16 protein-coding genes and 1 pseudogene are annotated in these 21,406 nt (G+C 68.5%); 6 read left to right on the plus strand and 11 right to left on the minus strand.

Going from position 1 to position 21,406, the window contains the following annotated elements:
* Nucleotide 1: 1 nt before the first annotated feature.
* The 3 genes from SLQ30_RS05970 to SLQ30_RS05980 all read right to left on the minus strand — a co-directional run bounded on the left by SLQ30_RS05970 (nt 2) and on the right by SLQ30_RS05980 (nt 3,496).
* Nucleotides 2-394, minus strand: coding sequence for a VOC family protein (locus tag SLQ30_RS05970; protein WP_319447482.1), 393 nt, complete (start codon nt 392-394; stop codon nt 2-4).
* A gap of 130 nt (nt 395-524) precedes the next feature.
* Nucleotides 525-2,192 carry a hypothetical protein gene (locus SLQ30_RS05975; protein ID WP_319447481.1) on the minus strand — a complete coding sequence of 556 codons (1,668 nt, stop codon included), beginning with the start codon at nt 2,190-2,192 and terminating at the stop codon, nt 525-527.
* A gap of 17 nt (nt 2,193-2,209) precedes the next feature.
* Complete coding sequence (locus tag SLQ30_RS05980) at nt 2,210-3,496, minus strand: DUF3068 domain-containing protein (RefSeq protein WP_319447480.1); 1,287 nt, start codon at nt 3,494-3,496, stop codon at nt 2,210-2,212.
* A 242-nt stretch (nt 3,497-3,738) separates the two neighbouring features.
* Between SLQ30_RS05980 and SLQ30_RS05985 the strand changes: the two genes are divergently transcribed.
* Nucleotides 3,739-4,848 (plus strand): acyltransferase, encoded by a 1,110-nt coding sequence (locus SLQ30_RS05985; RefSeq protein ID WP_319447673.1) that lies wholly within the window; start codon nt 3,739-3,741, stop codon nt 4,846-4,848.
* Here SLQ30_RS05985 and SLQ30_RS05990 read toward each other — a convergent pair.
* From SLQ30_RS05990 to SLQ30_RS06005, 4 genes are read right to left on the minus strand one after another with little or no spacing between them, the layout of a single operon-like run.
* On the minus strand, nt 4,814-6,286 hold the full coding sequence (locus SLQ30_RS05990) for an AMP-binding protein (protein WP_319447479.1): 1,473 nt from the start codon (nt 6,284-6,286) through the stop codon (nt 4,814-4,816). The two genes, SLQ30_RS05985 and SLQ30_RS05990, sit on opposite strands and share 35 nt — an antisense overlap.
* Before the next feature lies 1 nt (nt 6,287).
* Nucleotides 6,288-7,265 (minus strand): phosphotriesterase-related protein, encoded by a 978-nt coding sequence (locus tag SLQ30_RS05995; RefSeq protein WP_319447478.1) that lies wholly within the window; start codon nt 7,263-7,265, stop codon nt 6,288-6,290.
* Between the two features lie 2 nt (nt 7,266-7,267).
* The gene (locus SLQ30_RS06000) at nt 7,268-11,500 is read right to left on the minus strand and encodes an alpha-(1->3)-arabinofuranosyltransferase (protein WP_319447477.1); all 4,233 of its coding nucleotides are present in this window, start codon (nt 11,498-11,500) and stop codon (nt 7,268-7,270) included.
* A 40-nt stretch (nt 11,501-11,540) separates the two neighbouring features.
* Nucleotides 11,541-11,714: a DUF2613 domain-containing protein gene (locus tag SLQ30_RS06005; RefSeq protein WP_319447476.1), complete on the minus strand. Its 174-nt coding sequence runs from the start codon at nt 11,712-11,714 to the stop codon at nt 11,541-11,543.
* A 73-nt stretch (nt 11,715-11,787) separates the two neighbouring features.
* Here SLQ30_RS06005 and SLQ30_RS06010 point away from each other — a divergent pair.
* The 3 genes and pseudogenes from SLQ30_RS06010 to SLQ30_RS06020 all read left to right on the plus strand — a co-directional run.
* Nucleotides 11,788-12,222, plus strand: a pseudogene (locus SLQ30_RS06010) (protein kinase domain-containing protein); the annotation flags it as partial.
* A gap of 453 nt (nt 12,223-12,675) precedes the next feature.
* Entirely contained in the window at nt 12,676-13,815 is a 1,140-nt protein-coding gene (locus SLQ30_RS06015; RefSeq protein WP_319447672.1) for a glycoside hydrolase family 3 N-terminal domain-containing protein, read from the plus strand.
* Nucleotides 13,816-13,900: 85 nt separating this feature from the next.
* The gene (locus SLQ30_RS06020) at nt 13,901-14,515 is read left to right on the plus strand and encodes a TetR/AcrR family transcriptional regulator (protein ID WP_319447475.1); all 615 of its coding nucleotides are present in this window, start codon (nt 13,901-13,903) and stop codon (nt 14,513-14,515) included.
* Here the strand turns inward: SLQ30_RS06020 and SLQ30_RS06025 are convergent.
* Together SLQ30_RS06025 and SLQ30_RS06030 are read right to left on the minus strand one after the other, a co-directional pair.
* Nucleotides 14,512-15,357: a MaoC/PaaZ C-terminal domain-containing protein gene (locus SLQ30_RS06025; RefSeq protein ID WP_319447474.1), complete on the minus strand. Its 846-nt coding sequence runs from the start codon at nt 15,355-15,357 to the stop codon at nt 14,512-14,514. The genes SLQ30_RS06020 and SLQ30_RS06025 overlap by 4 nt on opposite strands.
* A gap of 5 nt (nt 15,358-15,362) precedes the next feature.
* Nucleotides 15,363-16,724 carry a 3-oxoacyl-ACP reductase gene (locus SLQ30_RS06030; protein WP_319447671.1) on the minus strand — a complete coding sequence of 454 codons (1,362 nt, stop codon included), beginning with the start codon at nt 16,722-16,724 and terminating at the stop codon, nt 15,363-15,365.
* Nucleotides 16,725-16,881: 157 nt separating this feature from the next.
* Between SLQ30_RS06030 and SLQ30_RS06035 the strand changes: the two genes are divergently transcribed.
* Nucleotides 16,882-18,183: an acetyl-CoA C-acetyltransferase gene (locus SLQ30_RS06035; RefSeq protein ID WP_319447473.1), complete on the plus strand. Its 1,302-nt coding sequence runs from the start codon at nt 16,882-16,884 to the stop codon at nt 18,181-18,183.
* A 124-nt stretch (nt 18,184-18,307) separates the two neighbouring features.
* The gene (locus SLQ30_RS06040; RefSeq protein ID WP_319447472.1) at nt 18,308-18,739 is read left to right on the plus strand and encodes an SRPBCC family protein; all 432 of its coding nucleotides are present in this window, start codon (nt 18,308-18,310) and stop codon (nt 18,737-18,739) included.
* Here SLQ30_RS06040 and SLQ30_RS06045 read toward each other — a convergent pair.
* Both SLQ30_RS06045 and SLQ30_RS06050 read right to left on the minus strand, forming a co-directional pair.
* A complete protein-coding gene (locus SLQ30_RS06045) occupies nt 18,736-19,869 on the minus strand; it encodes a TDT family transporter (protein ID WP_319447471.1) in 1,134 nt (377 codons plus the stop codon). The genes SLQ30_RS06040 and SLQ30_RS06045 overlap by 4 nt on opposite strands.
* A 69-nt stretch (nt 19,870-19,938) precedes the next feature.
* Entirely contained in the window at nt 19,939-21,180 is a 1,242-nt protein-coding gene (locus tag SLQ30_RS06050) for an alpha/beta hydrolase (RefSeq protein ID WP_413467949.1), read from the minus strand.
* Nucleotides 21,181-21,406 lie beyond the last annotated feature (226 nt).

Raw genomic sequence — 21,406 nt, forward strand, 5'->3', positions numbered from 1 at the left:
GTCAGAACTTCCAGCCGCGCTCCGGCGTGGCGACGTCGACCTCTACGCCGTCCGGATCGCGGAACTTGAAGAAGCGCGGCGGGTCGGCCTGTTCGGCGCCGTACACCTCGATGCCGCGTTCCTTGAGTGCGGTTACCACGGCACCGGTGTCTTCGATCGTCACCCCGATGTGGTTGGGCCCCATGCCGCCGTACGTCCACTCCGACCGCTGGATGTCCGGGTTGGGTTGTAGCAGTGAGTAGTTGACCTCGCCGTCACTGAGGTCGATGGCCTTGCCGGGGTAGTGGCCTGGCGTTCGGATGTCGCCGAGTCGCGTGAAGCCGAGCACGTTCACGTAGAACTCGGCGGTGGTCTCGAGATCCTGGACCACGATTCCAAGGTGTCGGATGCGCATTGATGCCCTCTCTATCCTTCCGGCCGGGACGACCATATTCCGTTGTGGAGAAATAGTTTCTGCAAATCAGACTCTAGGCCGGACGAGTAGGACCAGTCAATGGGTTGCGAGGTGACGAATCAGGTGTCTGTCAGGCAGAAGCCACGCCGGTGCGCTCGCGTCGCAACCGGGCTGCGCCGACGAGCATCCCGACCGCCCCGACCCCTAGCGTGGCCAGCCACACCATGTGCGCGGCGATCAGTTCGCCGCGATGCTCGGCGGCGGGGTGGTCACCGCCGACCCGATACAACGTGAGCGTCTCGTCGCGGTAGGCCACGGGGAGATGCAACGGCGCCAAGGGAATTGAGCCCTTACCCGACTCCACCACTACCCACCCCACGCCTGCGCCGGCCAGCTGGTCGACGCTGGTACCCGAAAGCAGCATCCGCTGAACCTCGCGCGCGCGCTCGCCCTCGCCGGGCACGGTCTGGCCACCGATCACCAGATCGCCGGTCGCCAACACGTCCGCTGACACCCAGCGTGGCAACGGGTCGAGTATCGGCGCGCCACGCGCCCAAGGAAACTCACGCATGCTGTCGGGTGGTAGCACCGCGACCGCGCGCGGGTCGGCATTGATCATGGCCGCCACCGCCGTCCACCCCGGCGGATAGCGCACCGCGGCGACCTTGCCGCCCACGCCGAAGGCGAGGTCGGGCAACACCGCGAGCAGCACCACGCAGCACCCGGCGGCCGCTGCGATGGCGGGCATCCGAGCCCGCAGTGTCACGACGGCCGCGGCGCCGGCGACCGCGTACCCGGGCACCGCGAGTGCCACCCACTTCTGTCCGTCGCGCAATACCCCGAGGCCAGGCAGCGTGCGCACCACCGCCTCGAGTGCGGCCACGCCGGGACCGGTCGCCATCGCCGCCGGGAACACCACGGCGACGGCCGCGAGCGCCAACAACGGCACCGCGGCCGGACGGCGCAGCGCCGTCGGGAGCCCAAGGGCCACGATCGCCAACAGCGCGGCAGTGCCGACCAACGCGAAAAGGGTTGTCCGAGAATCGGGTACGGCCTGTGCGTTCCAAATGCCGGCCAGCCCCGCGAGGCTGCCGAAGGTGCCGAGCCCAGGTTCCGCGCGGGCGGCGAAGACGGGCACGCCCGTCGCCTGCGTCGAGGAAAGGGAACCGGCGAGCGCTGAGGCGACCAGCCACGGCAGCGCCGCAAGCAACGCCACCCCGAGGCTGAGCGTGACGCACGCCCACCGCGGCCGTCCCAGCCCCGGCGCCGTGGCGCTCACCACCGCGACGGTGGCGGCCAGCAGCAGCCCCGTCGGCGTCAGCCCCGCGAACGCAATCCAGAACACCAGCGGCGACCAACCGCCGTCCCCGGCGCGCAAGCGGAGCATCGCCGTCGCCACCCATGGCAGGCAGCCGTACCCCACCAACAGACTCCAGTGGCCCTGCAATAGCCGCTCCGCCACATAGGGATTCCAGATTGCGAGCGTGACGGCGACGAACTGGCCGGGCCGCCCAGCGTCAGGCACGACCGTCGCGACGAGCCGCGCGGCACCCCAGCCCGCGCACCACAACCCTGCGATCAGCAGCGCCTTGACCACGACCCCGCCGCCGACTGCCCAGGATCCGAGCGCCACGAGAAAGTCCTGCGGCAACGCGCGAGGGGCGGCCTCGGACAGCCCGAGGGCCGCGTCGGACAGATACGAGCGCGGCGTCGACACCGCGTCCCGCAGCAACAGATAGCCGGGTGCGAGCAACGGCGCCGTCACCAGTAGGGCCAGTGCCAGCGCATACGCTGGCACCGCCAGCCGACGGATGGTCAGACGGGTCGGTCCGGGGGCGCGTCGGGACGTCGCTGCGTCGGGAGTTTCTCCGTCTGCGCCTCAGCAGCAGGCATCGGCCCGGAGTCCATGGCGCGTCTACCGAAGAAGCCGTGGTCGGGTTGGTCGAGGCCGGGGTCGATCAACGCCGACTCGGACCGCAGTGTGAAGAACGTGAACGTGCCACCTGCGACCAGGGCCAAGATGCCGAGCGCGGTGAAGCTGATCGGCAGCACGCGGCCCCACAGGCCGACTCTGTCCCGTTCGTCCCTGGCGCTCGCCACCTGTGACTCGACGGTGTCCTCGGTGGAGTTGACCGTGTAGTCGACGTAGGTGACCTCGGGCTTGAGCTTGTCCCGTGCGTAGTAGTGGTAGCCGTGGTCCTTGGCCTTGACGATGGTGCCCGACACCGGATCGACCCAGAAGGTGCGCTGCGCGGCGTAGTAGCGCGTCATGGTGATCGGTTCGCAAGGATCGCCTTCGCCGGTGAGCCCCCACTGCGCGGCCACGGCGGTGACCGTGGTGTCGACGCTGTCGGAGTACAGCGACGGGTACTTCACCGGGTCGACGAGCTTGTTTTCGGCGTCGTAGCCGACGTTCTGGGTGAAGCGGTAGGTGGTCAGGCCGTTGACGTCGTCTTCACCGTCGTAGTTCGCGTCGAACGGCTTCTGCGCGATCGGGTCGAAGTACGGGTACGTCTTCTTCTCGGTGTGGAAGGGGAAGCGGTAGGCGAGCCCTTCGTGCGGCAGCGGCTTGGTCGTCGGGTTCGCGGGCGCGGTCGTCGACGCGGGTGGCTCCGCCATCGGCCGTGGGCTCTGCAGTCCGCCTGCGGGGTCTTCACTCGAGAGCGCGGTCGTGCGGTTGAGCGTCACGAAGTCAACCATCGCCAGCAGCAGACCTTCGTCCTTCTGCTTGTCGACGCGCCGCAACGTGCTGCCCACCTGGAGGGTCACGACGTCGGCATTGGCCGGCGCCTCAACGCTGACCTGCTGCTGCAACGTCATCGGCACGTTCTTGTTGATGGCGAACGGCACGCGGCCACAGGTTTCGTCACCGGGCGGCGGCTTGGGGGGCTCACCCTCGCGCGGCGCGGCAGGCGCCGACAGCGACGTCGGATCGAGCCCGGTCCCGGTTCCGTCGCTGACCAGCGTGGTGTCGATGTCGAGCGGGATCTTCGCGATCCTGCCCTCCGTATAGGTGGACAAGAGCAGCGCGGCAATTAGCAGAGCAGCGCCCAATCCCAAGAGCACCCACGTCGCCATGCGCAGCGCCTCAGCGCGGTTCAAACCGTGCCTCCCTATGGTTCGGACTACCAGTCCACCAGACAATCGACGTGCAGCCCAAACACCCGTCTGGGCTGCACAGAAAAACCCGCTCGACCCTAACAGCCGATGATAAGGCTGCGGCTTACCGCGAGGACATCCGGCAGACTGGCCGGGTGCTCAGTGCAGGCGGCCCCCCGAAGGCCCGGCTCGCCGTGGGTGGCGAGGTCGGCGGAACCCGCAGCTTCCTGCCCGCCGTGGAGGGGATGCGCGCCTGCGCGGCCATCGGGGTGGTGATCACCCACGTGGCGTTCCAGACCGGGCACACCACCTGGAGCACCGGCCGGTTCTTCGGCCGATTCGACCTTGCGGTCGCGGTGTTCTTCGCCCTGTCCGGCTTCCTGCTGTGGCGCGGACACGCGGCCGCGGCACGGGGTATGCGCCTGCGCCCGCCGACCGGTCACTATCTGCGGTCCCGGATCGTGCGCATCATGCCGGGTTATCTGCTGGCCGTCGTGGTGATCCTCTCGCTGCTACCCGATGCCAGTTCGGGCCTGACGGTGTGGCTGGCCAACCTGACGCTGACCCAGATCTACGTCCCACTGACGTTGACCGCGGGCCTCACCCAGATGTGGAGCCTGTCGGTCGAGGTCACCTTCTATCTGGCCCTGCCGCTGCTCGCCCTGCTGGCGCGCAGGCTGCCGGTACGCGCGCGCATCGCGGTGATCGCGGGCGCGGCGCTGGCGAGCTTCGGCTGGGGCCTGCTCCCGATTCACACCCCGTTCGGCGTCAACCCGCTGACCTGGCCGCCCGCGTTCTTCGCCTGGTTCGCCGCAGGCATGCTGCTGGCGGAGCTCACGGTGAGCCCGGTCGGGTGGGCGCACCGGATGGCTCGGCGCCGGGTGCTCATGGCGGTCGTGGTCGTCGTGGCCTTCACCATCGCGGCCTCCCCGCTGGCGGGTCCGGAGGGGCTCATCCCCGGCAACCTCGGCCAATTCGTGGTGAAGGTGGCGATGGGCACGGTGGTGGCGGGTGGGCTGCTGGCGCCGCTGGTGCTGGACCGGCCCGACACCCCGCACCGGATCCTTGGCAGCGCGCCCATGGTGACGCTGGGCCGCTGGTCATACGGACTGTTCGTCTGGCACCTGGCAGCGTTGGCCATGGTGTTCCCGATGATCGGGGCGTTCCAGTTCAACGGGCACATGCCGGTGGTGCTGGTCTTGACGGTCGTGATCGGTTTCGCGATCGCGGCGGTCAGCTACGCGCTCGTCGAGTCGCCGTGTCGGGATGCGTTGCGGCGCTGGGAGCGACGCAACGACATCACGCCGCTGGACAGCTCGGTCAGCGATGCGCCTGAGCCTGCCGACGCGCGATGACGTCATCGCGTACGGCCGTGCGGCGGGCCTTGCCCGCGTCGTCCCGCAACGGCCGGTCGACGAACTCCACCGTGCGCGGCACCTTGTAGGACGCCACCCGTTCGGCGAGAAAGGCTCGCACTGCGTCCTCGTCGAGCTCGCCGTCGGGCTGGACGAGTGCGTATGGCACCTGACCGAGATCATCATCGGGTACGCCAACGACCAAGCAGGACAGGATCATTGGATGTTCGGCCAGCGCCGCCTCGACCTCGGCGGGGTAGACGTTGCGGCCGCCGACGGTGAACATGTCGACGCGCCGGTCGCTCAGGTACAGAAATCCGTCGCTGTCGAAGTAGCCGAGGTCGCCAAGGGAATCCCACCCGTCGCGGCTCTTCGCGGCGACGCCGACGTAGCGGTACGTCGGGGCGCTGCCCGGGCTGGGGCGCATGTAGATCTCGCCGACGACGCCAGGCGGGCATTCGCGGCCGTCGTCGTCGAGCACCTTCATCTCGCCCGCCACCACGACCCCCACCGATCCGGGGTGGGTCAGGTACTGGTCACCGGAGATGAACGTCAGCGCCTGAAGTTCGGTGCCGCCGTACAGTTCCCAGACTTGCTCGGGTCCGACGATGTCGATCCAGGCGCGCTTGATCACCGGCGGGCATGGCGCGCCGAGGTGCCAGAACCTGCGGATCGACGACAGGTCGTACGCGTCCGGGTCGGCCCGGTAGACGGGCAACAGCCGTTGCATCACCGTCGGCACCGTCGCGAGGAACGTGACCCGGTGCTCGGCGATGAGCCGCAGGAACTCGGGTGCGTCGAAGCGCGGCATGATCACCAGCTGGTGCCCGAGCAGCAGTCCGGCCGCCGCGGTAGTGAAACCGGTGTTGTGGCTCAACGGAACCGAGAGCAGATTGACGTCGCCCTCGAGCATCCCGAGCGGGTAGCCGATGGCCGCAGGCAGCCTGCTGTCCCCACCCGCCTCGATCAGCTTGGGTCGGCCGGTGCTGCCGCCTGAGGTCATCGACTTCCACACCGGTGAAACGGCCTCGGGCAGCGCGTCGTCGGACAGCGCCGCGTCGGGCGTGAAATCGGCTGGGACGCTCGGCACTTCGCCACGTGGATCCTCGCGACCCACGATGAGCGCCCGCGGCTTCAGGTCGAGGATGCCCGTGAACTCCGCCTCGGGCAGCCGCGCGGACAGCGGTTGGGGTACCGCGCCGAGCTTCCAGCACGCGACGACGGCCTGAATCCATTCGATCGAGTTCGGCATCGCGATCGTCACGTAGTCGCCGACGCCGACGCCGAGTGCGGCGTATGCCCGGGCGAGCCGGTTGGTCGAGGCGTCCAATTCGGCGCGGGTGAGGGTGCGGCCCTCACACGTGACCGCGGGTGAAGCAGGTTCGGCCGCAGCCAGTGCGGACATCTGCGTGCTGATCGGCGGGACGCCCTCGACCACGTCAGTACCCGCCTTGCGTCGAGAAGATGGTTCTGGGGTTGTCCACGAGCATCGTGGTGAGCTGCTCGTCGGTGACGCCACGCTGTTTGAGCGCAGGGATGACGTCGTTGTGGATGTGCAGGTAGTGCCAATTAGGCAGCGCCACGGGCAGGGTCTCCTCGGGCAGTGCGTCGAAGTAGCACGACGCGTCGTGAGACAGCACCATCTTGTCGGCATGCCCGCGCTCGCACATCGTCGCCACGGTGGCGACGCGCTCCTCGAAGCCGAGGAACGCGTCGACTCCGAACCGGTCCATGCCGAGGTAGGAGCCCGCTGCGATGAGTTCCTCGAGGTAGCCGATGTCGGTCGTGTCGCCGCTGTGGCCGATGACGACGCGGGTGAGGTCGACGCCCTCTTCGGCGAAGATGGCCTGCTGCTCGAGTCCGCGCCGGGACGCGGCATGGGTGTGCGTGGAAATCGGCACGCCGGTCTGCCGATGGGCCGCGGCGACCGCGCGCAGCACCCGCTCCACCCCTGGCGTCACGCCGGGTTCGTCGGTGGCGCACTTGAGGATTGCCGCCTTGATCCCGGTATCGGCGATGCCTTCCTCGATGTCGCGGACGAACATGTCGATCATGGGCTCTGGTCCACCGAGTGGCGCACCAGGTCCCCGGTAGTGGAAGAACATCGGCACGTCGTTGAAGGTGTACAGCCCGGTGGCGACGACGATGTTGAGCTCGGTGGCGGCGGCGATGCGTGCGATGCGGGGAAGGTAGCGCCCCAGCCCGACGACGGTGAGGTCGACGATGGTGTCCACGCCGCGGGACTTGAGTTCGTTCAGCCGAACGATGGCTTCGGCTTCCCGGCGGGCCCCGTCGCCCCACGCCTCGGGATAGTTCTCCATGATCTCGGTGGTCATGATGAACACGTGCTCGTGCATCAGCGTGACGCCGAGGTCAGCCGTTGCGATGGCACCTCCGGCCGTGTTCACCGTGCTCATGGCTAGCTCCCGTCGTCGTCGCCGTCGTCGACCAATCGGGATGGTACGACCGGGCTAGCCTCCGGCACCAGGGTCGCCGCCAGCGCGGCCACCGACAGCAACGCCAGCAGCTGTACGCCCCAGTCGTGGCCGACGTACCCGTCGACCGAGCGCCACGGATAGCGGCTGAGCGCCGCGCCTGCCAGTATCAACCCGCCGGCCGCCACGCCGACGGTCAGCCGCTTGGACACCGAAGGCCGGACCCGCAGCCGGACCAAGAGCGCCGCGCCGACGACGACCGCCCCAACCACTCCGGATATCGCGAAACCCATTGCGACGATGGCGACTCCGACTGCCACGGGTCCCGGCTGCCACGGCGTGGCGGGTGGGGCGTTCGGTTGCGGCTTGCGTCGCCAGAAGGCCAGCAGGGCGAGCAGCGGCAGCAGGGCGAGGCCGCCGAACAAACCGAGGCGGTAGGGCGTGTTCGAGGGAAACGCCAGCGTGATAGGCCCTGACGCGTCCGCGGGCACCACCCAGCCCTGTTGCCAGCCGTTCACCGTGATCGGCGTCAGGGCCGTGCCGTCGGATGAGTGGGCCGTCCAGCCCGGGTTGATGCTCTCGGGCACCACCAGCACCCGCGCAGTGCCGGAGAAAGGCACGTCGACTATCCGGCGGTCGGAGGTCCACGCCTCCGTCTGGACGGGAGCGGTTGGGGCACTGCGTACTTCACCGGCCAACGGTCCGGCCAACTGAACGCCGTCGGCGACGAATGCGGCGCCGGGGCTGATCAGCAATTCCTGCTGCCCAGCGGGCAGCAGGATCGGGGCTGTCCGACATGGGTGCGCGGCGATGGGCTCGCCATCGAGCAGTGCGCCGACGGTGGTGTCCACCGAGGTCTGCACGAACTGGCCTGCGACGCCGATGATCGGCCCACGCCCGCATGGCAGTGCGATGACCCTGGTCCGGTTCCGCACAGCATCGGCGGCCGCGATGGGCTGACCCTGGGCGTCGAGTGCAGTCACCTCGGCGAGCCCTGGCGGCTTGACCTGATCGAAACCCAGTGCGGTGCGGTCGATCACGTCGTTCCAGTCCAGGATCGACAACTTCACGACGTCGGTCACCCGCGGCTTCAGCGCGATGGTCTGCGCTCCGTTCGGCTCGAGCCTGCGCACCTGCGGACCGTCGCCCAGGTCAACGGCCACCAGCGTGGGGTGGGCAGGCAGTTCCGCGGCGCTCGGCGTCAGGCGCAGCGCGGTGACCTCGGTCGGGTGGGGGAGCCGTAGCTCGAGGTTCGGGGCCGACCTGTGCTGCGTGACGCGTTGCGGCGCCGTCCATGAGGTACGTGGGTCGCCGTCACTGGCGGCGTAGGCGGAGCCCAGAACGTCGATGAGGTCGGCGTCACCCATCGTCCGCGCCGTGCCGGGTGGTGCGATGAGGTCGGCGAGGTTGGGACCCTGTCTGGCCCTAACCCACACCGTCGGCGTCACCGACATCGGCCCGGGCAGCGTGAGGGTGCGGCTCAGGTTGACCGGCTCCTCCGGGGCCATCGCCATCGTGGCAGCGCATCGCACTGCGTCGGGACCGTCCGCGCAGCCACCGCGACCGAGCAGGTCGTCGCCCAAATCCCATTGTGCGACAGCCGAACCCGCGGGCGGTCCGGGCACAACGACGGTGTGTCGCAGGCTCACTGGTTGGGCGAATCCGGAGGCGTCGTACTGGGTGACCGTGAAGTCGGTGATCCCGAACTGCACTCCAGGCGATCCGTCGTCGGTGGCCGCGGCCGTGAACCGTACCCACGGCGTCTCACCGCGCGGCAGCCGAACGGTCAGTGGAATGCCTGGCTCGTCGAACCGCATGGTGCGAGTGCCGTTGACGGTGGACACCTCGATGCGGCGAACCTGGGCACCAACGGCGGTCGCGCTAGGCGTGAGCGTGACGGTGGCGTTGGTGATCGGGTGGTCGAAGTCGACCTGCAGCCACTGTCCGACGGCCGACTGCAGCGCGTTGGACACCCAACTGGTCGATGTGTCGCCGTCGATCGCCGCCGCTGGGCCCGATGCGGTGGAAACATTCGGCAGCGCAGTCGAATCCGCCGCGGAGCTCGAGGTCGATATCCGCCCGCCCGGCCACTGCCCGTAGACCAGATCGGCTCCCGGCGCCGGGTAGTCGAGCACTCTGTTGAACGTATGGCGGGTGTCGTCGGGCGTGCGGATGGCGGACGAGTGGTCATCGACGCGGCCGTAGTCGGTCTCCCGTGCCATCGGCGTGTCGGTGACGGTGACGACAGGAACTGCCAACCCGGCGTGTTGCGCGTCGGGGGTCAGCAGCATGGGTCCGAGCGGCGGTTGACCGAGCAGTCGGCGGCGTTCGTCGAGTCGTAGCAACGACTCAGGACCACCGTCGACGCGGGCCATCGCATCCGCGTCGGTCAGGTAAGGATGGCCCGGATTGGTTTGCGCACCACCACCATCGACCCGGTAGATCTCCACGGCTGGGTAGCGCGGTCGCAACCCGCTGTCGGTGATGAACCCGTCCAACGTGCCAGGGCCGACGGGCTCGCCGAACTGTGCCACCCGATCGAGGCCGGGCGATCCGTCGATAGCGCGGTGGACCAGCAGGGGGCGTGCGGACCTTGACGCGTCGGGGTCGAGATCGTTGCGCAGCACCACATACGAAATCCCTTGCCTGGCAAGGCTATCGGCCAAACCGGCGGACGGCCGACCCGCGGCGAACAAGCGCTGCACCGAATCGAGCGCCCGGATGGTCTGCGGCGGGGTGAGCGGGATGGAATCGCGTACCCCCCACGGGCTGTGGCCAAGCACCTGCAGCGGCTCGTCGTGGCTGTTGCCCCACGTCTGGGTGGCGAACGGGGCGCCGGGCACGACCAGCACGCGACCGGCCGCCGGGTCGTTCCCCGGCACCTGGTTGTGCTCGTCGAGCCAGTCCGCCGCCTGGTGCCAATACTGCGGAATTGCCGTGAACGTACCGGGCGGCGCCAACCGGCCGGTCCACGCCAAGGAAGTTGCCGAACCGAGCGCGACGAGCACGACGATGCCAACGGCCACGCGTTTGTCGCGTTCGGGATGGACCAGCGCGGCCACCCACACGGGGCGCGGAGTGCTTCCCGGCAGGGGCACGCGGCTGAGCAGGTGGGCCAGCCCGAGGGCCAGCGGCATGCGCAGCAGCGGTTCGAGTTTGTGCACGTTGCGCAGTGGCGTGCCCGACGCGTCGAGGAACAGCTGAAGCTGATGTGCGAACGGCCCTCCGAGGCCGCCCGAGTAGGCGACTGCCAACAACGTCAGCCCGATCAGGAGTGTCACGATCAGCAGCCGCCGCGCGGGCATGCTCCGCAATGCGAGTCCGGCCATGCCCGCCGCCGCCACCAACGTCGTCGCAAGCACTGCCACCGAACTGGTCACCAGCGTGCTGCCCGCGGTGGCGGTCGGCGCCACGAACGGCGTCCAGCTGTAAGTGCCCCGCAACACCTCCGTGAGCGAAAGCCATTGTGTGGTAACGCCCGACGATTCGATGAAGTCGAGGAACGGTGGGCTGACGCGGCCAAGCATGAACAGCGCCACCACCCACCACAGCACGGCCAGCACGACCGACAGTGCCCACCAGCCGGTGAAACGCCACCACAGCTTGTTCGGGCGGTGGGCGGCCCACCAGATGACGGCGGCCAGGCACCCGGTCAGGGTCGCGACGGCGTTGACGGCGCCCATCAGCGCAATGGCCAGCGCCGAGCGCGCCGCGAGCACCCGGACATTACCGCCCGTGCCACGCAGCGCCTGGATCACCGGGATCAACACCCACGGCGCCAGCATCATCGGCAGCGTCTCGGACGAGATGGCGCCGAGTGTCGTCAGCACCCGCGGTGACAACGCGAACGCGGCCGCCGCGAGGACGCGGGAGCTGGTGTTGCCGATGCCGAGCGTCTCAGCGAGCCGCAGCAGCCCCCAGAACCCCACCGCGAGCAGCAACGCCCACCACAGCCGTTGCGTCACCCAACCCGGCAGTCCGAGCGCATCGCCCGCCAGGAAGAACGCACCGTGGGGGAAGAGGTAGCCGTAGGCCTGATTCTGGGCTTGGCCGAACGGCAGGTCGCTGTTCCACAGGTTCGCGGCGCGGGCCAGGAATCGCAGCGGGTTGGCGGTGAGATCGAGTTTGGTGTCGGGGGAGATCTGCCCAGGGGACTGGACGAACGCCAGGACCAGCGTCACTGCGGCGACCAACCACAGCCAACGTCGCGACAGCATCACACCTCGAGTCGCTTCGCTCTCTCCCGGTGGCGGGGTATCAGGTGCGGTCGCCGTACTCGACCCTGTTGAGCACCGACGAAGCTGGGTCGCCCCCCACCAGCAGCGGGCGCTCGTCCTGCTTGATCATCAGCGTGATGCTGAAGACGGCCGCGGCCCCGAGCAAAAGCCCGATGACGACGCTAGCCAGCGCAGGTAAGGCGAACCGATCCACCCGGCCAACCTAGCACGGGCGGCCCTACCGACCGATTGACGCGCGCGGTCGAAAGGCGGTTACGATGCGGCGCATGCCGTTCCCTAGCGGAGCATCTTTCGCCGGCTACACGCTAGTTCGGCCGCTCGCTTCCGGCGGGTTGACTGAGGTCTATCTCGCCGAGCATCCCCGCATGCCTGGGTCCGTGGTGCTGACGGTGCTCAACGCCAACGCAGCGGCCGACGCTGGGGCCCGCGAGCGGTTCGCCGCGAGGGCTGCCGCCGTCGTAGCGCTCGACCACCCCCACGTCCTGCGCGCTCACGACCACGGCGACTTCCAAGGCTGGTCATGGGTCGCGATGGACCACGTGGACGGCCCGGACTGCGGGCGACTGCTCGAGACGCGATATCGCGACGGGATGCCTCCCGAGGCCGCCGTGACGATCGTGACGGCCGTCGCAAGCGCGTTGGACTACGGGCACCAGCACGGCATCGAGCACGGTGACGTGAGGCCGGCCAACATCCTGCTGACCCAGACCGATTCCACCGGGTCCCGCGGCATCCTGCTGGACTACTTCGGCAGCTCGTACGTCGACGTCCGTCCGTCGGTGACACCTGACGACAAGCCCGATCAGTACGCGCTGGCGGCCACCACTGTCCATCTCCTCACCGGCGCCCCGGCGACGGCGAACACACCGCTACCCCAAGCCGTGGCGCCGGCAGCAGCGCCGCTCGCGAAGGCGCGCGCCGCCGCCCCGGCCGCCCGGTTCGATTCGTGTCAGGCGTTCGCCGATGCGTTGGCCGCAGCGTTTCCCGAGCCGTCCGCGACCGCCTCTGCGGAACAGCCGGCCGAACAGCCCGCTGCGAAGGCCACCTCGTCCCATGCGCACTCCTCTCGGTCCAAGCGAAAGTCGCGCTTCCGCGTGGCCACGGTGGTGCCCGCGCTGTTGACCGTGCTGGTACTCGTTGCGGTGTCGGCGTACGTGTTCCGCGACCGGTGGTACGACCGGTTCTTCCACCAGGCCGCGGCGGCGACGAGCCAGGCGGCGTCCACCCCGGCCGCGACCTCGGCTGCTGGCCCGCTGCCGCCCGCCCCGCCCGCATGTGGCGAGGGTCAGGACCTGCTGGCGTCGATGTCGTTGCGGGACAAGCTCGCACAGCTGGTGATGGTCGGCGTCACAGATTCGGCCGACGCCCGCAAGGTCGTCACCGACCACCACGTCGGTGGCATCTTCATCGGCAGCTGGACCGACCTCTCCATACTGTCCGACAACACGCTGCCCCAACTCTCCGATGCGGGCGGACCGCTGCCGTTGGCAGTCAGCGTCGACGAGGAGGGCGGTCGGGTGCAGCGGCTGAAGAGCATCATCGGCTCGCAGGACTCGGCCCGGGTGCTCAGGCAGACATTGAGCCTGCAAGAGGTCCATGACCTCGCGTTGGAGCGTGGCCAGAAGATGAAGGCGCTTGGCATCACCATCGACTTCGCCCCCGATGCCGACGTCACCGACGAACCCGACGACGAGGTCATCGGCGACCGGTCCTTCGGGTCCGACGCGGCGACGGTGACCGAGTACGCGGGGGCATACGCGCAAGGGTTGCGTGAGGCAGGCCTGCTGCCGGTGCTCAAGCACTTCCCCGGACACGGCCACGGATCGGGCGACTCGCACACCGGTGGGGTTTCCACGCCGCCGCTGTCGGACCTTGAAGCCGACGACCTCATCCCGTACCAGACCTTGACCACCGAGAAGCCCGTCGCGGTGATGGTCGGCCACCTCGACGTGCCGGGGCTGACCACCGACTATCCGGCCAGCCTTTCCCCGGAGGCGTACGCGCTGCTGCGGTCGGGCGACTACGGCGGGCCGCCCTTCGACGGCCCGGTGTTCACCGACGACCTGTCCAGCATGCGGGCCATCTCCGACCGATTCGGCGTGGCCGAGGCTGCGTTGCGCGCGCTGCAGGCCGGCGCCGACGTCGCGCTGTGGGTGACCACCGACGAGGTGCCCGCGGTGCTGGACCGGCTCGAGAGCGCCGTGCACGCCGGCGAATTGAATCCCGCCCAGGTCGACGCGTCGGTGTTGCGGGTGGCCGGCTTCAAGGGCAAGAATCCGCACTGCGGAGGCTGATTCGCCGCCGACTGCTTACGCTGGTTGAGAATGGGCGGAATACCTTGCCCTGGGTGAGTGACCGGCAGGAAAAGGAGCATGAGACATGGCGGGTGGTACCAAGCGGTTGCCTCGCGCCGTCCGCGAGCAGCAGATGCTCGACGCCGCCGTCCAGATGTTCTCCGTCAACGGTTATCACGAAACGTCGATGGACGCGATCGCCGCGGAGGCGGCGATCTCCAAGCCGATGCTCTACCTCTATTACGGCTCCAAGGAGGAGTTGTTCGGGGCGTGTCTGAACCGCGAGTTGGCGCGGTTCGTCGACGCGGTGCGGTCGGACGTCGACTTCACGCAGAGCCCGAAGGACTTGCTGCGCAACGCCGTCGTGTCCTACCTGAGTTACATCGATGCCAACCGGGCGTCCTGGATCGTGCTCTACACCCAAGCCACCAGTTCGCAGGCGTTCTCGCACACCGTGCGTGAGGGTCGCGAGAAGATCGTCGAACTCGTCGGCAGGCTGCTGCAATCCGGCACGCGAAATCCCCAGCCGGACAGCGACTTCGACATGATGGCCGTCGCGCTGGTGGGAGCGGGCGAGGCGGTGGCGAACCGGGTGAGTGTCGGCGACGTCGATGTGCACGACGCCGCCGAACTGATGATCAACCTGTTCTGGCGTGGCTTGGTGGGCAAACGGGACCCCGCAGTGCCCGCCGAGCGCTAAAGCTTGGAGACCGTTGCGGTGAGGTGCGGGTAGCCCTTGGACAGGTTGCGCAGCGCCAACTCCCAGCCGTCCGTCGTCCGGTCCACGTACAGCCCGGCACGAGCAGGCAGCACGACGGGCTTGCCGAAGCGCACCGAGTACTGAACTGCGTCCGGCAACTGGCCCTCGATGTTGGCCAATACGGCTGCAGCGCTGAACATTCCGTGCGCGATGACGGTCGGAAAGCCGAACAGCTTGGCGCCGACGGAGCTGGTGTGGATCGGGTTGTGATCGCCGCCGACCGACGCGTAGTGGCGAATCTGGCCGGGCGTGATGCGCAGGATGGCGTTCGGTGGCGGCAGTTTCGGCTGCTTCTTCGGTTCGGACTTCGGCTCGTCGGACAGGCTGGTGCGCTGCTGGTGGAGGAACGTCGTGACCTGGTGCCACGCGGTGTCGTTGCCCACGTTGACGTCGGTGATCACGTCCACCAGCAGTCCCTTGCGGTGTTCGCGGAGGTTTTCCGCATGTACGGCGACGTCGACGACGTCGGTCACCGCGATGGGCCGGTACCGCGTGATCTGATTCTCGACGTGCACCGAACCCATTGCAGCGAACGGAAAGTCGAAACCGCTCACCAGCGCCATCACCGAGGGAAACGTCAGCGCGAACGGGTACGTCAGTGGCACGGCGTCGGCGAACCGCAGGCCCGTGACCGCCGCGTACGCGGCGACGTTGGCCGAGTCGATCGCGAGGCCCTCGACGGACACCGTGCGCTTCGGCAGCGTGTCGCCCCGCCGGACGAACGGCAGTGCACCCGCCGCCGCCCTTGCCATGTTGAGCAGCCCGCTGGGCTGGCCGGTCATCGCCGTCACGCTCCTAACAGGGCTTGGCCGCAGACGCGGATCGTGTTGCCGGTCACCGCATTCGAGGCGGGGCTGGCGAAGTAGGCGATCGCCTCGGCGACGTCGACGGGCAGGCCGCCCTGGAACAGGGAGTTGAGCCGCCTGCCTGCTTCCCTGGTGGCCAGCGGAATGGCCTCGGTCATCTTGGTCTCGATGAAGCCAGGCGCGACGGCGTTGATCGTGATGCCTTGCTCCTCGAACCCGGGGGCCAGCGCCTGCGTCATGCCGATCATGCCCGCCTTGGTGGCGGCGTAGTTGGTCTGGCCACGGTTGCCTGCGATGCCCGCCATCGAGGAAAGCCCGACGATGCGGCCGCCTTCACCGATGATGCCGTTGTCCACCAGTCCTTGGGCAAGCCGTTGCGGGGCAAGCAGATTCACTGCGATCACGCTGTCCCAGCGGGCGTCGTCCATGTTCGCGAGCAGCTTGTCGCGGGTGATTCCTGCGTTGTTGACCAGGATGTGCGCCTTCCCGCCGTGGTGCTCGGCCAGGTGTGCGGTGATCTTCTCGACCGCATCGGGGGCCGTGACGTCCAAAGTCAACGCCGTCCCGCCCACCTTGGATGCGGTCTCGGATAAAGCAGCGGACGCCTCTGCTGCGCCTCCCATGTCGATTGCCACCACCTTCGCGCCGTCGCGCGCAAACACCTTGGCGATCTCGGCACCGATGCCCCGCGCCGCGCCCGTCACCAGCGCCACCTTGCCGTCGAGCGGCTTGTCCCAGTCGGCGGGCGGCACCGAGTCGGCGGCGCCGACGTAGAAGACCTGGCCGTCGACGTAAGCAGACTTGGCCGACAGCAGGAACCGCACCGTGGACTCGAGCCCAGTCGCGGCCGGCTTGGCGTCCGCAGCCAGGTAGACCAGGCCGATCGTCGCCCCGCGCTGCAATTCCTTGCCGAGTGAGCGGGTGAAGCCCTCGAGCGCCCGTTGCGCGATGCGTTCGTCGATCGAGGCCGTCTGGTCCGGCGTCGTGCCGATGACGACCACCCGGCCGCAGGAGCCCAGGTTCCGGAGCACCGGCGTGAAGAACTCGTGCAGTGCCTTGAGCCCTTCCGGGGTGGTGATGCCGGTGGCGTCGAAGACGAGTCCCCCGAAGGAGTCGGCCCAGCGGCCGCCGATGTTGTTGCGGACCAGTTCGTAGTCGTCGGCCAGTGCGCTGCGCAGCGGTTCGGCTACGCGGCCGTCGCCGCCGACCAGCAAGGATCCGGCCAGGGGGGCGTCGCCCGCCCGGTAACGACGAAGCTCCTGTGGCTGGGGGACGCCTAGTTGCTTGGCCAAGAACGAGCCGGGGCCGGAGTTGAGGACTTGTGAGAACAGATCGGTAGCCACTGCGCTGCCTTTCGGGGTGGAGAAACTTGGGTACTCGTCGTATGGAGTCGAGTATGGGGTACCCACTGTCGTGTCGATCACGAACTTACTCCAGAGTAATAACGGTGGGTAGTATGACGCTCGACACCGACGTCCATCTCACTGCCCGGAGGTAACTGTGGCTGACCAGAAGACCGCCCGGCGAGTAGCCATTCTCGGCGGCAACCGAATTCCTTTCGCGCGCTCCGACGGCGCGTACGCCAACGCGTCCAACCAGGACATGTTCACCGCCGCGCTCGACGGACTGATCGACCGGTTCGGCCTGTCCGGCGAGCGGCTTGGCGCAGTGGTCGGAGGCGCGGTGCTCAAACACAGCCGCGACTTCAACCTGATGCGCGAATGCGTGCTCGGCAGCGCGCTCTCGCCGTATACCCCGGCCTACGACCTGCAGCAGGCCTGCGGCACCGGGCTGCAGGCCACCATCGCCGTCGCCAACGCCATCGCCCTGGGTCAGTACGACTCCGGCGCCGCGGGCGGCGTGGACACCACGTCGGACGCGCCCATCGCCTTCGGTGACGACCTGCGCCGCGTGCTGCTCGGGCTGCGCCGGGCCAAGTCGAACGTCGACCGGCTCAAGCTCGTCGGCAAGCTGCCCGCCGCACTCGGAGTCGAGATCCCCACCAACGGCGAGCCCCGCACCGGGCTGTCGATGGGTGAGCATGCCGCCATCACCGCCAAGGAACGGGGCGTCAAGCGCGTCGACCAGGACGAGCTCGCCGCGGCCAGCCACAAGAACATGGCCGCCGCCTACGACCGCGGGTTCTTCGACGACCTGGTCACCCCGTTCCTCGGGCTCTACCGCGACAACAACCTCAGGCCCGAGTCCACCCCGGAAAAGTTGGCGAAGCTGCGACCCGTGTTCGGCGCCAAGCTGGGCGACGCGACCATGACGGCGGGCAACTCGACGCCGTTGACCGACGGTGCATCGGTGGCGCTGCTGGCGACCGACGAGTGGGCGGCCGAGCGAAAGCTGCCGGTGCTGGCCTACTTCGTCGACGGGGAGACCGCGGCAGTCGACTACGTCAACGGCGACGACGGCCTGCTGATGGCACCCACCTACGCGGTGCCACGGCTGCTGGCCCGCAATGGGTTGACGCTGCAGGACTTCGACTTCTACGAGATCCACGAGGCGTTCGCTTCGGTGGTGCTCGCGACCCTTGGGGCGTGGGAGTCAGAGGAGTACTGCAAGGAGCGGCTCGGGTTGGATGCAGCACTGGGCAGCATCGACAGAACCAAGCTCAACGTCAACGGCTCGTCGCTGGCCGCGGGTCACCCGTTCGCCGCGACCGGAGGCCGGATCGTCGCGCAGCTGGCCAAGCAACTCGCCGAGAAGAAGAAGCAGACCGGGCAGCCAGTGCGTGGGCTCATCTCGATTTGTGCAGCAGGCGGCCAGGGCGTGACGGCCATCCTGGAGGCGTAGAAAAACTTTCGACGGGGCTGTAACGCCGGCGCACGGTCCTTCGATATGTGAATAGTCCCGCGTTGTCGTCTGACCCCCCGACCCGACGACAACGCGGGACTCTTTCTTTGGAAGAATCGCCGTCATGGTCCAGCTACACGTGGAGCGGACGATCGCCGCACCTCCGGAACGGGTCTTCGATTGGCTCGCCGACCCGGCCAGCCTCAAGTCCGCGCCCTTGGTGTTGAAGAGCGTTTGGGCGAAGGGGTCGATGCCAGGGGCCGGGGGCCTGCGGGAAGTGACCGGTGCGGGCATGTGGTTCCGCGAGGAGATCACGGCCCTTGACGCTCCCCGGAGCTACTCGTACCTGATCGTCGCGTCGTTTCCGCCGTTCGACCACGAGGGCGGGACGCTGACGTTCACCCCGACCGGCGACGGCACGCATGTCGACTGGGACACGACGTACCGCCACCCGGCCCGCGCGGGCGGCAAGGTGCTGGAGACAATCAGCGCGCCGCTGCTCCGCATGAGCTTCAACGCGGTGCTCGCGGGCTGCGCGAAGGCGCTCGAGGCTTAGGCCGGCGGCGGATCCTTCTTCGCCTTGATCGGACCGGCCGCAGGCACGGGCGCAAACAGACTTCCTCCGACGCTGCCCCTGGCCGTGCGCACCGCGACGAGCCCCCAGGTGCCGAGCAACGCAACGTAGGCGAGCGCGGCGGCGATCTTGAAGGCGGGCAGCCCGGTGTGGACGGCCAGCTGCGTAGTGCCGGTGACGAAGGTGCCGACCGGGAACGTCAGGCTCCACCACGTCAGCGCGAAGGGCATGCCGCGCCGAAGGGTGCGCACCGTCAGCTCGGTGGCCAACACGATCCACAGCACGGCGAAGCCCCACACCGGAACGCCGAACAGGATCGCGAACACGCTCATGCCGCTGGCCAGCTCGGCGGGCACCGCAAGGTGCGCGACGGTCCCGAGCAGTCCGGCCGCCGTGATGCCCTGGCCCAGCGGGCCGAGCACGATCCACAGGGTAGGCACACGCGCGGTGCCCGACGTGCCGTAGAGCGCGAGCCTGCTCCAGATCATGCTGATGATGATCAGCGCCGCGATCAACGACAGCCCGAACATGGCGTAGCAGCCGTAGAGCATCGTGGTGCGCCCCGGGCCCGGCTGCATGTGTGGAATCAACAGCGCACCCGCTGCCGCCGAAACCATCGGCGGCACAACGGGCATGAGCCAGCCGCCGAACGCCGCATCGGGCTCGACGTTCAACTGCGTGAACATCAGGAACGGGATGGTTGCCGCGGTGAAGAGGCCGCCTGCGGTACCCGCGATCCACAGCACCCAGTCGAGCTCGACGGCAAGCCGCAGGCCGATGAGGTCCTTGCCGATCAGGATGGCGCCCGACCCGACGGTGAGTAGTGCCATCGGAGCCGCGCCGTAGAAGTGGGCCATCTGCGGGTTGTGCGAGTGGCCGCGGGCCACCGTCGGGTGCCGAACCCACTGTGCGGTCACCGCGATGACGAGGATCAGGAGCAGCCCGGCGGCGCCCGCCCAGACGACGCGGGTGAACACGTGCAGCCCAGGAACCTGAATCGGTAGCGTCGCCCCGGCCGTCGCCACGATTCCGGTGCCCATGACCGACGCGAACCAGTTGGGCCCGAAGTTCTTCAGTCGCGCCGCTTCGGTGGTCATGGCTTCGGTGGTCATGGAAGGCCATTGAACAGGCCGGCGGCGGGAACGCAAAGCATTCCGGCGCTTCGATGACGCCGGATCCGGTCAGCGGCCCTGTGGCTCAGCCAAAGCCGTGGGGGCAGGTTCCGCCGTCGGCGCGGCCAGCGAGCCTGCCGGCAGCGGAACGGTCGGGCCGCCCGGCGTGTGGATCGCCCCGAACAGCCAGGGCACCGCATCCGTGAAGACCTTGGTCGCCAACGGCCAGTCGTGCCGGCCCGTCGTCGGCACGACCGCGCACGTGATGCCATTCGCCCGGCCAAGCCCGCAGAGGGTGTTGGCGGCCTCGGTCTGGTCGCCCGGGTTGCCTGCCGCGTCACGTCCACCGAGCCCGACCGCGTCTTCGCCCCCGTCGCCTCCCTTGTGCTGGGTGGGCGCATCCGTCGATATCGCGAACCAGCCCGAAACCCCGTGATAGGGACCGTGTTTGGAGATGACCGTGGACGGGTCGAAGTCCGCCCACGCGGCGGCGTTCCCGCTGTAGAGCCGCGAGATGGTCTGGTCCTTGGTGCCCGCGTTGGGCCCCATGTCGCCCGCGATGTCGACGAAGCTGCTGAAGAGTTCGGGATGCATCACGGCGAGATCGACCGCGCACGTGCCACCCATCGACCAGCCGACGACGCCCCAGTCGGCACCGCTGGTACTCGTGCCGTAGTGCGAGTTCACATACGGCACGACGTCTTTCGTCAGGTGGTCCGCGACGTTCCCCCGGACGCCGTTGACGCATTCGGTGTCGTTGTTGAACGACCCGCCGGAGTCGACGAACACCAGCACCGGCGCGTTGCCACCGTGCGCCTGCGCGTAGCCGTCGACGATCGCGGCGGCGTTGCCGGTGCGCAGCCAGTCCGCCGGGGTGTTGAACTCGCCTGCGATCATCATGACGACCGGCAGCTTGGGCGGTGGGCTGGTCGCGAACCACTTGGGCGGCAGGTAGACGAGTTCCTGCCGATGCTTGAAACCCGATGCGTCCGACGGGATGTCCACCGGGACGACGCTGCCGTGGTTGAGCACGGTGTGGGCCTGCTGCATCGCGGCGACGGTGTTCGCATCCGTCTCGTCAGGCAGCGGCCCCGCGGTCAGCTGGTTCCATGCGACCTGGACGGTGGGGAAGTAGCCGACCCAGGTGTTGAGCGCCAGCCCGGTGCCGAGCAGACACAACGGGACGGCTACCACGGCCGTGAGTCGCCGCCGCCACTTGACGCCCCGCCAACCCAGTACCGCCACTCCGAGCGCGAATCCCGTCAGGCCGGTCCATATCCACAGCGAGTCAGGGGCGGGATCGCCCGCCATGCCTTGCGAGTCGACGAACCAATGCGCCCACGCGGCGATCGCAAGCCCGATGACGAGCGACACCGGCAGCCACACGAGGCTCCACCGGCGGGTGCGCCAGCCGATCGCGAGCGCCAGCACGATGATGGCAATGATCTGCAGGGTTAGCGGCAACCAGCCATGCAGTAGCGACAATCCGCCACGGTGGTACGCGGGAGCATCGGCTGCAAGCAGGTCCGCGGCAATG

This window comes from Mycobacterium sp. RTGN4, from assembly GCF_033804635.1.
Lineage (GTDB): Bacteria > Actinomycetota > Actinomycetes > Mycobacteriales > Mycobacteriaceae > Mycobacterium.